At 36.1% G+C, this 15,192-nt stretch carries 10 protein-coding genes; 3 read left to right on the top strand and 7 right to left on the bottom strand.

All coding sequences use genetic code 11. From position 1 onward, the window contains the following. Positions 1 to 330 precede the first annotated feature (330 nt). The 7 genes from ND16A_RS15090 to ND16A_RS15060 all read right to left on the bottom strand — a co-directional run bounded on the left by ND16A_RS15090 (position 331) and on the right by ND16A_RS15060 (position 9,534). Positions 331 to 666 carry a hypothetical protein gene (locus ND16A_RS15090; protein ID WP_052072859.1) on the bottom strand — a complete coding sequence of 112 codons (336 nt, stop codon included), beginning with the start codon at positions 664 to 666 and terminating at the stop codon, positions 331 to 333. A gap of 275 nt (positions 667 to 941) precedes the next feature. Then, positions 942 to 1,289: a DUF6864 domain-containing function gene (locus ND16A_RS15085; protein ID WP_033076416.1), complete on the bottom strand. Its 348-nt coding sequence runs from the start codon at positions 1,287 to 1,289 to the stop codon at positions 942 to 944. A 178-nt stretch (positions 1,290 to 1,467) separates the two neighbouring features. Further along, positions 1,468 to 2,568: a FecR family protein gene (locus ND16A_RS15080; RefSeq protein WP_033076417.1), complete on the bottom strand. Its 1,101-nt coding sequence runs from the start codon at positions 2,566 to 2,568 to the stop codon at positions 1,468 to 1,470. Position 2,569: 1 nt separating this feature from the next. Next, positions 2,570 to 3,127 (bottom strand): sigma-70 family RNA polymerase sigma factor, encoded by a 558-nt coding sequence (locus ND16A_RS15075; protein ID WP_033076418.1) that lies wholly within the window; start codon positions 3,125 to 3,127, stop codon positions 2,570 to 2,572. 103 nt (positions 3,128 to 3,230) lie between these two features. Continuing rightward, complete coding sequence (locus tag ND16A_RS15070; protein WP_033076419.1) at positions 3,231 to 4,739, bottom strand: tryptophan halogenase family protein; 1,509 nt, start codon at positions 4,737 to 4,739, stop codon at positions 3,231 to 3,233. An 88-nt stretch (positions 4,740 to 4,827) separates the two neighbouring features. Then, the gene (locus ND16A_RS15065) at positions 4,828 to 8,037 is read right to left on the bottom strand and encodes a TonB-dependent receptor (RefSeq protein WP_052072861.1); all 3,210 of its coding nucleotides are present in this window, start codon (positions 8,035 to 8,037) and stop codon (positions 4,828 to 4,830) included. 852 nt (positions 8,038 to 8,889) lie between these two features. Next, positions 8,890 to 9,534 (bottom strand): DUF262 domain-containing protein, encoded by a 645-nt coding sequence (locus tag ND16A_RS15060; protein WP_033076420.1) that lies wholly within the window; start codon positions 9,532 to 9,534, stop codon positions 8,890 to 8,892. A gap of 651 nt (positions 9,535 to 10,185) precedes the next feature. On the opposite strand from ND16A_RS15060, the gene ND16A_RS15055 reads away from it, so the two are divergent. From ND16A_RS15055 to ND16A_RS15045, 3 genes are all read left to right on the top strand, one after another. After that, positions 10,186 to 11,721, top strand: coding sequence for a TnsD family Tn7-like transposition protein (locus ND16A_RS15055; RefSeq protein ID WP_033076421.1), 1,536 nt, complete (start codon positions 10,186 to 10,188; stop codon positions 11,719 to 11,721). 18 nt (positions 11,722 to 11,739) lie between these two features. Then, positions 11,740 to 12,330, top strand: a complete 591-nt coding sequence (locus ND16A_RS15050) for a hypothetical protein (protein WP_033076422.1) — start codon at positions 11,740 to 11,742, stop codon at positions 12,328 to 12,330. A gap of 72 nt (positions 12,331 to 12,402) precedes the next feature. Then, complete coding sequence (locus ND16A_RS15045) at positions 12,403 to 15,153, top strand: type I restriction endonuclease subunit R (RefSeq protein WP_033076423.1); 2,751 nt, start codon at positions 12,403 to 12,405, stop codon at positions 15,151 to 15,153. Positions 15,154 to 15,192 lie beyond the last annotated feature (39 nt).

A 15,192-nucleotide genomic window follows, 5' to 3' on the forward strand; every position in this document is an offset into this window, starting at 1 on the left:
ATGAGAAAAACAATTAAAAGTTGACGCATCGTGAACACTTGCGCTAAAAATTAAAGAAGGTTACGCGTTAAAAATTCAGGTGTTCACGATAAACCGGAATCGGTGTTCACGTTCGCCGGAATATGCATGCCAATTGGCCCCCCATACTCAACTACTTTAATTTCCTTTCCTATGATCTTCATATCCTCAACAGGCACAAACCAGTCGAATTCGACTGGTTTAAAATATACCAATGTGCATATTTTGCACGTTGGTAATTCAGCTTTTGGCACAGAAGATTTACGACCACTGAAGCGTGAATAGTTTTTTATTTTTTACATACAAATGTAACTACAAAACTAGTGGCAATAGTTTTAGTTTTAACAGCCTAACCAATTCCTGATCCATGAATTGATACCTGTCTTCAATATCTATATTGCTAATTTTACGAAGGAATTTATCACCTGTATATTCAATGATTCTGTCTAAATGCATTTTCTCGAACACAAAAACTTTATCTGCCCACTCCAATAATTCTTCGGTGCACAACTGCGAATCATTCATCGCGGTATATTTTGCACTGAGTCCCGCCGATTTATATGTGTTGTTATCACCGATATTTGTAAATAATACCTCAGCGGATTTGCTGCGGTTGATATTAGCGGTGCACAAAAATAAGATGTTCACATGAAACCTAATCAATAACTTAACTTATGCTAAGTATACAATGTTAAAGCGTCGTTAATGCGACATTGCTGACGTAAAGTAGGTTATAAAATTAGTTGGCAGAATAGTCTGTTTAATGATCCCTCAACAGACATTACTGTAGTGACGCAAAGAATTAAGTGGCAAAATTACTACGCCACTACAGAAGTTTTTTTGTTAAATAGATAATAATTTAATCGATGCATTTACAAAGTTTATGGAACCGTAAATCAGAGTGACGTTTCAAGAGATAAAAATCATTCGCTTTTCCACATGAATGTATAACTAAATAACCTCAAATTATGTTCAATAGTGTTCACAAACCAAGTGGTAAATAATGGTTTTCCTCTCAGTACTCCTATTTCAATAGGATCTATTTTACCTTCTCCGGTTTGGTTATCAGAATTGTATAAACTGATCACAAGTTCATTGCCAACCATTTCTCCTACAAACCTAGGCTTGTACAAATCCCTTTTAAATTTGTATTTTATAACAAGAGATCCTAATTTAAATTTAATTTCCTCTTCCGTTAAATGAACAACTCCTGAAGAAATTATTTCAAAGTTTTCTGTGGTAATTTGTACGGGAAGTTTTTTATCTTGCATAGCGAACCTCAATTATATGCATATTCCGGAGCATCGTGAATACTTACCTACTATTTGATCTTATGCATACAATTTTATTCGTAAAGTGACCTTCAATTAATAAAAAACATACACATAATTAAAGTCTTCCCTGCTTTAATACATCAAAACAAACTGCTCTTCTTTGTATGGAATAAAGTTAACTAGAATCTTTCTGGAAACTTAAAATAATTCTAGAATTATCTACATGTTCAGAATGAATGTTGAAATTTTTATTCAGTGTGGCTAACAATAAATTAATATCGCCAGTTTGAAATCTGCCAATAATCTTAACTTTTTTGACTTTTTCACCACTTAACTCTAATTTCCACGGAGAATAACGACTAATTTCTTCAATAGCTTCTTGTAAAGATTCACCTTTAAAAACAATTTTACCTTCCATCCAAGAAAGCTTTGTTTCTATTTCTTTATTGATTTTTTCAATTGTTACTTTTGATGCTTTGAATTTTTCATTTAAATTTAAATTGATTTTTTCGCCAGCTGTTATGGCTAATATTGACCCTTTATCATCATTAATAAACTTGCTTAATTTACCAATAATACTGTCCTTGTCAGGTTCAGGGTTATCTAACAGTTCAGAAACTACAACAGTACCTTCAGTAACTAACAGTTCAATAGCAACATTATTATAATTTTGCACATTAAATGCGGTACCAATAGCTTCAATGGTTTTATCGCCCGCATGAACTAAGAATTTACGATCCTTGTTATGAGCGACATCAATATGCACTTCACCATGCTCAAGCACTAAATTACGCTGAGAATGAGTATATTCAACACTGACTTTACTATTAGTATTCAACGTTATTATCGAGTTGTCAGGCAGTTTGATAGTAGAGTGCTCACCTATTTTAGTACGATAAGTCGCAACTAATTCCTTGTATTCAGTGGATGAATTTTGTTGTACAAGTTTGTTACCTGTGGGACTAACATAATAAAAACTAGCGATTAGACAGAATAATACCGACGCGGCTATCTTATAAAAGCCCGTTTGGTTGTACCATTTTTTACTGCTGTTTTTATAAGGAAATACATCGGAAAGTTGCGCTAAAACATCTAAGTTATCCCACATTGAAGCCATTTCTAAAAATGTCTCTTTATGTTTAACGGATTGCCCTAACCATTTTTTTAAACTAGCCTCTCTTTCTGGAGTTAGTCCACGATCAACTTCCGCAAGCCAATGAAGTGCCTGATCTAAAATCTGATCATCATTAGGTAATTGGATAACATTATTTTTCATATTAACCTCCTACGTTAATTTGAAGCTTTGATTGACCATGTTTTTTTGCTTTATCCATATGATTTTTTAGTCGTTTCATGCCACTTACTACATGATTATCGACAGTTTTAATACTTATATTAAGTTCCTTGGCAATTTCGAATTGAGTAAAACCATAAACTTTTTTCAATACGAAAACCTTTTGACACTGTTTAGGCATGCTTCTTATAACGGAGCAAAAATTACCAAAACTTTCATGAGTAACAGCATATTCGAACGTCGGATTATTCTCTTCCACTGGGTATTCGTATTCATCTTCTACGCCATCAGCTAACTTAACTTCTGATTTTTTGTTGTAATCTAAAGCTAAATTTTTTGCAATCGTATATAACAGCGATCGATGATGCTTTTTATTATCACTGCTCTCTGATTGATTATTTTCTAATAGGCATAACTTTACATAAGCTTCTTGAACTATGTCTTCAACTTCTGAAGGGGGAGCCATTTTAGAAATATAACTCATAACATTTGGCCTAATAGACAAAAACGAGTGAACTAAACTGAACTTCTTTTTTAGCATTTATTCATTACGATTAACCTGACGTATTTATTAAACGAATCATAACATTTTTTACCCTAGTCTATTTTTTATTAATTATTAAACTACGTTGATGTGAATAAAATCATGTAGAGGTTAATAGTCTAGTTATATATTCGTCATGGGTCATCAGCTGTTGAACATTATTTCTTAATGCAGTTTCACTCTCGGTTAATATTTTTTGTATTAACTTAAAATTTGAAGCATCAACTGTAGGATCGTAACTATTAGGTGTAACTCCCATTCCTTCAAGAACTGCATACCAACTATCAGAAGCAAATAAATCTAAATCGTTTCGCATTAACCGCCCTTGGCTTTTAAATAACGCGAGTTTATTTTGAAGTGAATCAGGAATAGCTGTATGTTGCCACATTTTCCAAAAAGCAGAATCATTACGTTTACTTACACAATAATGCAAAACAATGAAGTCTCTAATGCTGTCATACTCAGCATCCATCAAACGATTGTATTCATTTTGCGTAACATCAGCTAAATTATGATCAGGCAACATCTGTACGAAATTTAGGATTCCTTTCATTATTAGATGAATGCCAGTTGACTCTAGGGGCTCTAAGAAACCTGAAGATAAACCAACAGATAAACAGTTTTTATACCAAAACCTTTTACTTTTACCTGTAGTAAAACGCATAATTTTAGGGTCATTAATTGGTTTTTCAGTAACTGTACTGGTTAACAAATCTATTGCTTGCTGATCACTACAAAAATCTTGGCTAAAGACAAAGCCATTACCCGTACGATTTTGTAAAGGTATGCGCCATCTCCAACCATTTTCATGTGCTGTTGATTCAGTATAGGGTGCAAGTATTGACATTTTTTCGGTTTGCATAACCGCTGCGCTATTCACCGGCAAATAATGCTGCCAATCATCAAAACCCACTCTTAGTGTTTTTTGCATGAGTAAGCTACGTTGCCCGCTACAATCGATAAAAAAATCACTGGTTATCTGTTGAACATTATTCAAGTTTAAGCTTTTAATTCTGCCATCTTCATGTTGTTCAACATCGTGTACATGGGCTTTAATCAATTTAACGCCTTTCGCTTGAGCATATTCAGCTAAAAATTTAGCGGCTAAACCGGCATCAAAATGTAGAGCATAAGCAGAACTTGATAAATTATTAGGATTTTTGGGGTCTGGAATAAAAAAACGGTTTTCTTTTGCCATCGCAATGGCTGGTGAAAAATCAGTTAATGCGAATTTACCACCATGAATATTGCTCTTTAACCAATGTTGATAAAATTCTTTACCATCAATTTTACTGCCTATTTTACCAAAGGGATGCCAGTAATCTTGACCTTGTTGATGCCAATCAACAAACTTAATTGCTAATTTGAACGTTGCATTAGTCTTAGTAATAAAATCTTGCTTAGAAATATTTAAAAAAGATAACAAATCAACAAACGAAGGGATAGTGGCTTCACCTACTCCAACTGTTGGTATGTCAGGAGACTCAACTAAGGTAATTGAAACACCGGTATTTTGTAATGTATGACTCAATACTGCTGCTGATATCCAGCCTGCCGTGCCACCACCAACAATAACATAAGACTTTAATGGTCGATGTTCTGTAGACATAATGCTTTTATTCTCTATACAATTTTATGTTCAATAAATCGATATAAAAAACAGAGGCTCTATGAGCCCCTGTTATATTTAAGTAAGGTTAAAATTTAACTCTTACTCCTGCTTGGTAACGTACACCTGCATATTCAACTTTAGTAACACGAGAGTCAATATCAACATACTCAACTCGTCCTTCATCAGTTAAGTTAATACCCTCCAAAGAAACGGTAAATGTTTCGTTAATATCGTACGAAATACTTGCATCTAACTGTCCGTAAGCCTCTGTATGTACTGGTAAAGCTGCTGCAACACTCTCATCAGCGCCATCTCTAGCATGCATAAAATCATCACGCCAGTTATAGGCTATTCTTGCTTGCAATCCGTCTTGATCATAAAAAGCAATCAGGTTATAAGAATTTTTAGCGAATCCTTCTAATGCATTACCTGGATCAGTAATACCCGGTTGGTTAAATGGTTCAGCACCATCATCTTCACTATCTGCATAGGTATAATTTGCTTGCACACCAAAGCCACTTAAAAAGCCAGGTAGGTAATCAAAATAATGCAATGCACTTAATTCAACACCATTTACTGTACCACCACTACGATTTTGTTTATTCGTGGTGGTTTCTGGTAAAACGCCGTCAGTAACACGTTCTAACACGTCTTGGTCGATAACAGCGTCACCACTGTAAGGTGCTTGGTTACTTTGTGTTGAAATAAAATCGGTTATATCTTTATAAAAATAGGCAATAGAGTAAGCGTTACCATTCTCTTTATAATACTCAAGTGATAAATCAAATTGATTAACTTTATAAGGTTCTAAAAATGGATTACCTGATTGTGTAGTAATTTGCCCGGTATTATCTACATTAATACTTTTGTTAACGCCGGTATCACTAATTGCTGGACGTGAAATTGTTTGCGCTATGGCTGTACGAAGGAATAAACCATCATTCAAGTCAAAATTGATATTAACACTGGGCAATAAATACTGATTATCTGAATCTTGACTAAGTGGAAGTGCTTCAGAATAGGTAGTGTCTAATCGTAACTCAGAATCATTTGAGCTAGGGTTAATTTTTATCGTTAATAACTCTTGACTAAAACCATGGGCAGTATTTTCAATACTAATATAACGTAAGCCCGCATTACCAGACCAAGTATAGTCACCAATTTCACCGAACATATTTACCCGCGCATAAGCAGAATAGGTAGTTTCATCATTTTCATATGAAGGAGCCGCATCAAAAGACTCTTCATTCCATTTTTGACCTGACGCTAATAACGGCGCACCTAATTCATCATCGACTCGCCATCCTGTCGTCGGATCATTGTACCAATTTTTTTCGCCGATACTTTGTACCCCCTCAATATAGGCATCCAAATCTTTAATAACTATCCAGCTTCGAGGAAAATCACCAGATTCATTACTTAAATAACCAGGGTTGTCGCTTAAACCAAATATTTCTTCAGGGTTATCAAAGGTCACATTAGGAGCACCGCCACAAGGGGTACAATGACCACCACCATTATTAAGACTATAGGCATAATTGCTTGTAGTGCGATCTAAATAAGCAACACCAACTTGCACTGATTCAAATAAATCTGAATCTAATTCATAAGTAGTATCAAGTTTCAGTTCTGTAACTTCATCTTCAATCTCATTAGTATTTGCACCATTCCAATGGCCACGAATGCCGTCTATATCATTAACGTCAATTGTTGAAGTGGTATTTAATACATCCCCGGCGCCATAATCCAAAGTAATTTCACGACCATCGGGATCATCGGGTAAGGTAAAATGAGGAATATATTCTCTATTAATATGAGTAGCTTCGGCAGTTGAAAAAGAAGCGTCAAACTCAACCGTTAATTTATCCTTAACGTAAAGAGTATTGAAACCATAAGACAAAGACGTTGAGTCTTCACCCAAAGTACGGTTTAAGCCATCAATATTGTTATCGGTAATATTTGCACGAATTAAGGTTTCATTGTCATCAATTACTGCACTGTTATATTGTGTTGCCTGAGTTGGAATTTGTATGCCAAGGCTTGAAACTTGACGATCTAAATCAGTAAATAAAACATCAAATGAAGTAACGATATTATTTGTAGGTGCCCATTGAAAAACTAAATTTGCGCCAGTTCTTTTGCGATTTTCATCATGGCTTTCAAAAGCAGCTCGACCTGGACGTCTAAAACCTTCTGCATCAGGAAGAACATTGCCGTCTAAATCTTTAACATCATCAGTTAAACCTTCTGGAAGACTATATAACTCATGCCAACGGTTAGTACGATATTTATCGATACGACTATCCGTTTCTTTTGTCGATAATCCGAATAAAACACCAAAGGTATCATCAGCAAAAGTATTACTAATAACACCTGAAAATTCAGGGTTTGATTCTTCGGATAAATCGTTATAGTTCGCTTTAGCTGAACCAAGTGCATGAAAACCAGGGCTGTTAAATGGTTTCGCCGTATTAATATTGATATATGCACCAATACTGCCGGCAGTTAAATCAGCCGTTGGTGTTTTCTTTACATCAATACCAGAAATCAATTCAGATGCTAAAACTTGAAAGTCAAAATCTCGTCCACCATCAGTTGTCGCTAACGTACGGTCATTGATTTTTACCACATTAAATTTAGGGCCAAAGCCGCGAACAGTGACTTTTGAACCTTCACCATTTTCTCGTGAAATTGTGACGCCAGTGATACGTTGAAGTGATTCTGCAGCATTTTGATCTGGAAACTTACCTATATCTTCCGCAACAATACTATCTTGAATACCGCTAGCATCTTGTTTTAATGACATTGCTTTAGTTAAGGCGCTGCGAACCCCGGTAACTTGAACAACTTCAATCTCATCCGTATTGTTTTCTTCTGCTGATATGTTTGTGCCTAGAAGGGTCGTTGACGTTACGGCTGCAATAACTGCCTTCGATATTTGACTTTTTTTCATCATGTCTATTGTCTCTTTATATTGGTCATCTATTATAATTATTAGCTGGCCTTGCTCATCGACATGTGCTTTCAAACCGGAATTGCTTAGCATAATATCTAATGCTTCACTAACCGTATAAACCCCTTTTATCTTATGAATGTGTTTTCCCTGTACAACATCAAAAGGTAAAATAAATGTAAGGTCCGCTTGTTCTGCAAATTCAATGAGTGATAACTCAGCTTTTTTTGTGTGAACATCAAAGTTATATTTTTTTTCTGTAATTAGCTCTTTTGACCAAGTTTCTGTCGACATTGACATCAACAAAGTAAAAGTAGCACTACAAAAAATTAACTTTTTCATCTGACCCTTTATTTTTACTAAGGGCATTTGTTTAAACGATTGAGACAAGCGAATACCTTACTATTTTTTATTTTTTATTTTTTATTTTTTATTAATCTATCAATTAAGATAAAATAATATGAATGTGTACAATTGTTTATCATTATAAACGACCCTCTTTTGATTCACATATCGAGACAGTTTCAGCATGCTCGATTTTCATAATAATGTGCTTTGATTTCATAATATAAATACAACAACTTTAAGACACTTACTTTGATTTATACCTTAACTGGATTTCCAATACTTTGCTAGGTTGTATTGGTTAACTAAATTAGTGGAATTTAATAGATATTTATCAACTCATTTAATTTCAGAAATAGTGCCATGCAATCAATTTATTCTCTGGTGGAGTTTCTTGCTCTATTTACCACATTTAGTATTTAAAAGGAGTGATCTGGGATTGTTTTTTAAATTGTGATGGGTTAGAAAAAAAGTTCATAGATAATGTCAGTAATAGAACGTTCTGTTTGACTGATTAATCTTACTGCACTATATAACTTATGCCGTAAACTATACTCAGTAAAATTACATCTAAATAATTTTACATGTTTTCATGGCTCAAATGAAGAAAGCAACGAAAATGGAATACAAAAAGGAATAAAACAAACATTCTATGGCGTTTCGTGTCCCAGAGTGTCATAGATGCGTAAAATTAATGACAGTTATATGATCGGAAAGTTGACCTTTCCTATCAGTACCTCTTTATGTCGCCTTAGCGAAGAAAACTGTCGTCGCAATATGGATTATATAGAGCCGATTTATAGTCAATTAAAGCGGTATTTTAAATTAAGTAATATTTATTCCAATAAATCAAGTGAGGGTATTTAACCTAACATAGGCATTTTTAATTGAGTTCAGAGAGTGATTATTTTTAAGCTCAGTAAAAGGAATTGTTACCGTCCTTAGGTTTTCAAATAGAAGTGTAATTCTAGCGATAAGTTGAACCCATTCATCTGCCCCTATTTTTGCACTCTCTAAGTATAATTTAGCTCTAAAAATTGAATGAAAATCATTCATAACGGTATTGAGTTCTATGTAACGTAAACCTTCCTCACCGTCAAATATTGGATCATCTGGATTTAATATAACTACATAGTTTGAATCATTGCCAGTAGTTGAAAAAAACATTTGTTTTAAATCGAAGTATACCTTTCTATTAGGGTCAAGATCTAAAAAGCCAAAAGCGAGAGAACATAAGCGTTGCACTCCATCAATAACCAAAACGGGGGCGTTTCTTTTTGGAAATGGCAAATTCGTACTAATGTGTTCTAACTGTGCTGAACCAGAGTCAATGGTTGTAATTGTTCCTATTGGTACACCAATACATAAGTCAGTGAAAAAACTCTGGATTTGTGTATCGGACCACACAAATGAACGATGAAACCCGTTCATACTATAGGCATTGCGCAGGATATTATTAAGAGTTTGTATGAGTGTTAGATTAGTTGTTTTCATATTATTCCTTCAGGTAATTAATACCTAGCTTAAAATAATTTGGCATTTGGAAAAGTTAATATCTAGGATATTTTCAACTATTTGGGTTAATCATGGTTTACCTAAGATTACAGCCCGCAAGAAAGTAATCTAGGTGTCACTAATTGTGCAACAACTTGTTGCACAAACTGGTCGAATTCGACCAGTTTAAAATGTACCAATATGCATATTTTGCATATTAGTTAATTCAGATTTTCACACGGTCGGGCACACAGGTGACACGAGATGTTGCAAAAAGTGCAGCTACTGAAAGGTCACTGTGGCACAAAGCAGTCCATTAAGGGCTGTTTTTTAGTTTCTGAGGATGGTCAGCAAGTCAAAGTTCTGATCATAAATTTTCTACACTCTTAGGTCAGCTCCTATGCTTAACTGGCAATCAAAGTGATGGTGGCTCGAATTCCGCTAAGCGAAGGAAGAGAACCTAATTGTAAATGCTTGACCGGCTAGCTGCAGGGACGGATGCGTTTCATTGGGATTACTCATTTTTCATGCAAAACGCTGGAGGTGCTATAAAATTTTTACTCAAATGTTATCTTTCAACAACTATAGCTAATAGAACCAAATAATACTTTACTATACTTGCCTTATGACCTTTAAATATACAGAAATCAAGTGATCGCTTACTTTCCTCAGCCTCAAAAAGATGAGCTACTTACGAGCTTAATTGCTCGCTGTATTCATCAACAAGGAGTACAGGATGATAAAGTTGCCTTGGACTGGATTTTTGGCAATAGAACTATAGTGCCATCGCCCTTACTTCAGGGGCATATTCAACAATTATTGGCGAATGTTGGGCATATTTGGCCTATATCGGCCCAACAGGTAGTTAACAATCATACCGTTTTGCCATTATTTGAAAGCTTTATCCCTTCACGAAGATATAAACTGCTTCAGCAAAATTTAATACAAGACTCGCTCAACACTAGCTCCCTTCGAACCGGTATAAATGCCTCAGTTCTTAAATGGCCAAATACTTACAAAATTTGCCCTCTTTGTTGGCGAGAAGATAAACAGACACTCGGTTACAACTATTGGCGCAGGCTTTTTCAATGTCCAGGAGTTGAATGTTGTTGGCAGCACTCTTGTTATTTAATCGATACTGACATTCCCTTAAGTTCTGTTCACCGGCATCAGTTTGTTGGAGCTGAAAATATCGACATCAAGGTGGGGTACACAGAAACTGCTAATCAAAAAAAGTTGTTGTTATCCAAACGCGTTAACCGTTTTCTAAATGGTGACATCATGATATTGAATTGGAGTAACTTTTATCGATATATCGCTGATTATTTAAACCTGAAGAAAGGCAATAGAATCGATCATCAACAAGTTGCCAACAAAATCAAAGCCTATTGGGGAGATGAGTGGTTACAGCGAGCTGGTTTGAATTTTAAAAATTCCGAAAACAACTGGCTGATTGCTATGTTCAGAAAACATAGGCGACCGTTTGCTTATCTTCAACATTTTGTCGTCTGGCAGGCATTAATACCAGAACCTAAAGAATTGGAAATAACTATAAAGCGTGGAGAAATGCTTCCCGGAGAAACACCTGAACAACATAATGATTATAATTCACCGAATCGAGAAAAGTTAAAAAAATGCCGAAGACAGTGGCTACGATTGCTTTCTGTTGGCAAATCTTTAAAGCAAATGAGAGCAAAGAAAACCTGTGCTCGCTTATATATTTGGCTTTATCGTTATGATTGTCGGTGGTTAAAGGAAAACAAGCCACAACATATTAAAAACTATAGAAATACGCGTGTGAACTGGAATGCCAGAGACAGAGAAATAGTCCGTCAGTTAATAAAGATTGAGCGTTCTACTCAGTTTGATATTATAGGACCCAGAAGATCACGAGCTTGGTTTGCTAACCAACTTGGATTCAAAAGCATAATAGAAAAAAAACTATGTAAACTACCGCTATGTTTGGCATTTTTTACTCGCTATTCGGAAAGTGTTGATGAGTATCAGTCCAGGCGGTTGGTGCGAACCTGTTCAGAGTTCATAGCCAGCTTCAATAGAGATAAACCACTTTGTGAAATTGAAAAAGCTGCGGGACTAAGCCACCAACGCATTAGAAGTTTTTCCAAGCTTATTCTCCAGAGGGACGTTCCGGCTTGGCTCTATTTTTTGTCTTCAAGAAGCTCTTAACATCCAACAGGGAATTTAATGTTAAAACCATTTACGGAGCAAGGTGAATTTATTCATAGTTTTATATTTCGTATGCAGGATACTACCGGATTTAAAGACTTTTCAAATATTGTAAGCACTACAGGAAGGTGGAAAGAATATATCTATATCCATAAGAATACGGGATTTATTTTTGAGCGACACAATGAAAGTGATTTAATTCAGCTGTTGAGAAATACCGGGTTCGACAAAAAATATACGGTTCAAGGAAGAGCCCAAGAGCTAACAAAGCCAACTAAGTACCTAGAAGACCTTCAAAAGCTAATAAATCCGACATCAAAGCCTCGTGGACTGATGATACCTAATTTTATGTCTCGAGAAGTGCGCTTTTGTAAAAGTTGCATGAATGAATTTATCAAAGAATATGGTACTGGATTTTTTAAAGGACATTGGCAAGTTAGCAAATACTGTAATACCCACCAAATACCGTTGTTGTTATTGAAAGCTTCAGCCAAAAATACTTCCATCCAAAATATTAGGAGGATCATACGGGGCGAACTTCTTAATGAAGTTCAAGAATTTGAACTAAAGGAAGAAGACCTATTTGTTTCACCTCAACTATTTGCCTAGAAAATTGTCTAATGGCTGAATTTTCCCCTTCAAAATTACCGTCTAAAAAACACTATTTAATAAGAATAAAAAATGAACAATAAAAATAACAGGCAACCCCATATAGCTCATATTGATAACCAACTTGAGGCTGCTGGCTGGCAACTGGTGCTCTCTACAGAAGACGCTCATTTATATGAAGGTGACTTCGCTATTCGAAAAGACAGCCTTAAAAGTCCCGGATACATACTATTAGTTAATGGAGAAGCCGTAGGTGCAATAAACACCGTCGAACAGCCATGCTTTTCAGATGATTTACCATTCAACTATGTTGTAATATCAGAAAAAATACTCTTTACCAATAAGTATGATCCTCGCACTGAACCACGAGAGGTATTTCATTTTCATCAACCAGAAACTCTCAAAGCATTTCTAAAGTCAAAATCTTCACTTCTCAAGAAACTTCAAGAGTTACCAGGACTTAACCCTGATAATCTCCCTCCTTCAGAATTAGGTCTTCGAGACTGTCAAGAAGCGGCTATTAGAAAACTTGAAAGTTCATTGCGTCAAAACCAGGAGCGCACCCTAATTCAGATGGCTACCGGGTCAGGCAAAACATATACAGCCATTAACTCTATGTATCGTTTGCTCAAGTATGCAAAAGCAAAACGCATTTTATTTATTGTAGATACCAAAAACCTGGGTGAGCAAGCAGAACAAGAAATGCTTAACTTCAAGCCTGTTGATAGCACTAAGATGTTGCATCGGTTACACCCCATTCATAGGTTTAAGTCGAGTTACGTACCTACAGATGCCCAAATTTATATTTGTACTATCCAACGTTTATATTCCATATTAAGTGGCAAAGCTATTAATGAGGAAACTGATGATTATTCTGACAGAGAATCAATATCAGCATTAATTAAGTCTCCAACTATCGCCTACAACCCTTCGTTACCCATAGAGTTTTTTGATTTAATATTCATCGATGAATGTCACCGCTCAATTTATAACTTATGGCGTCAGATATTCGACTACTTCGACTCTATGTTAATCGGGCTTACTGCCACCCCTGATAATCGCACATTCGGCTTTTTCGGTAGAAACCTAGTCTTTCAATACAGCCATGAAGAGGCGGTTGCCGATGGCGTAAATGTTGGTTACGAAGTTTATTTAATTGAAACTGAGGTGACTCAACAAGGGGGGAAGCTCAAAGCAATGGAGCCAGTGCAATACCGAGAGCGCTTAACTAACAAAACACGTTGGGATCAACAAGATCAGGATGAAATTTATTCAGCCAAGCATTTAGACGATAAAATTATCAACCCTAGTCAGATAAAAACGATTATTGAAACTTTTAAAGCCTCATTACCAGACATCTTCCCTGCGCGTACTTGTGTACCTAAAACCCTTATCTTTGCTAAATCTGATAGTCACGCCGATGATATCGTCAGAATTGTTCGGGAAACCTTCAATGAAGATGATAATTTTTGCAAAAAAATTACATACAAGGTTCAAGAGGGCTTACGCAATAAAAAAGGTGAGTTGATTGAAAAAGGTGAACAGCCTGGAGCTGTGTTATCACGCTTTCGCAATAACCACTCGCCACGAATTGCAGTTACCGTTGATATGATAGCTACTGGAACAGATATTAAGCCGTTAGAATGTTTGCTGTTTATGCGTGATGTTAAAAGCCGAAATTACTTTGAACAGATGAAAGGGCGTGGGGTTCGTACTCTCGATAAGCAAAGAATGCAACGAGTAACCGATGATGCCATCAGCGATAAAACCCATTTCGTGATAGTTGATGCTGTTGGGATAACCCAGTCTTTAGCCACACCCAGTCAGCCGTTAATCTCCAATCCTTCAGTCCCTCTTAAAAAATTGGCAAATGCAGTAATGATGGGGGCTTATGGGCTTGATACCGTTAAATCCCTTGCTGGCCGTTTAGCCAGGTTAGACCGGCAACTTGAAGAGCAGGATAAAAAGCGTATAGAAATGGATAGCGGAGGCATTACCCTAACCCAAATTGTCAGGGGGCTCATCGATGCAATAAATATCGATGATATTGAAATCCGAGCGCTTCAAATTGCAGGTTTGCCTCAAGGTGACGATCCGGGTGAACAGTACAGAAAAAGTGCTCAACAAGAGCTAGTTAGCAATGCATCAAAAGTTTTTAATGAAAGACTTATTAAAACAATCGTTAATATCCGCAGCGATAAAGATCTGAAGATAGACTATTACACCTCTGACAAACTAACTTATGCTGGCTGGTCGGAAAAACATCAACTTAATGCACAAACACTCAGAGACGAATTCAGCCAATACTTAAAAAATAATATTGATAGCATTACCGCGCTGGAAATCTACTTTAAGGAGCCATATCGCCGCCGTGAAGTCACCTTTGATATGGTTAGTGAATTGATGGATACATTAAAAGCCGATAGGCCACAGCTTGCTCCTGTGCGCATTTGGGATGCCTATGCCGAAATAGACCAGAATAAAAGTAAACGACCCGAAGCCGAGTTACAACTCATTATTGCCCTGATCCGTCGTGTATCCGGTGTCGACAACACGCTTTCACCGTTTGTCGATACGGTGAGAAGAAATTTCCAACGTTGGATACTCTCACATCATTCAGGTTCAGGTGAGAAGTTTAGTAAAGAACAGATGGGCTGGTTAAGGATGATACGTGACCATATAGCCAGTTCATTCCATTTTGAGCTTGATGACCTAGAAAAAGCACCTTTCGATGCGCAAGGAAGCACAGGTAAAATGCATCAGCTTTTTGATGAGGAAATGCATGGCTTGATAGAAACATTGAATAAAGAATTAGCGGCGTAATTTAATGACAGAAAATTATATAACTTGCCGATTATTGGA

Origin of the sequence: Thalassotalea sp. ND16A (genome assembly GCF_000764205.1) — a bacterium.
In the GTDB taxonomy this organism is placed as follows: domain Bacteria; phylum Pseudomonadota; class Gammaproteobacteria; order Enterobacterales; family Alteromonadaceae; genus Thalassotalea_A.

Excerpts from the sequence above, each read along its gene's own strand:
- ND16A_RS15045 (WP_033076423.1), top strand. The coding sequence starts at position 12,403 with ATGAACAATAAAAATAACAGGCAACCCCATATAGCTCATATTGATAAC.
- ND16A_RS15080 (WP_033076417.1), bottom strand. The coding sequence starts at position 2,568 with ATGAAAAATAATGTTATCCAATTACCTAATGATGATCAGATTTTAGAT.
- ND16A_RS15075 (WP_033076418.1), bottom strand. The coding sequence starts at position 3,127 with ATGCTAAAAAAGAAGTTCAGTTTAGTTCACTCGTTTTTGTCTATTAGG.
- ND16A_RS15085 (WP_033076416.1), bottom strand. The coding sequence starts at position 1,289 with ATGCAAGATAAAAAACTTCCCGTACAAATTACCACAGAAAACTTTGAA.
- ND16A_RS15070 (WP_033076419.1), bottom strand. The coding sequence starts at position 4,739 with ATGTCTACAGAACATCGACCATTAAAGTCTTATGTTATTGTTGGTGGT.
- ND16A_RS15050 (WP_033076422.1), top strand. The coding sequence starts at position 11,740 with ATGTTAAAACCATTTACGGAGCAAGGTGAATTTATTCATAGTTTTATA.
- ND16A_RS15065 (WP_052072861.1), bottom strand. The coding sequence starts at position 8,037 with ATGAAAAAGTTAATTTTTTGTAGTGCTACTTTTACTTTGTTGATGTCA.
- ND16A_RS15060 (WP_033076420.1), bottom strand. The coding sequence starts at position 9,534 with ATGAAAACAACTAATCTAACACTCATACAAACTCTTAATAATATCCTG.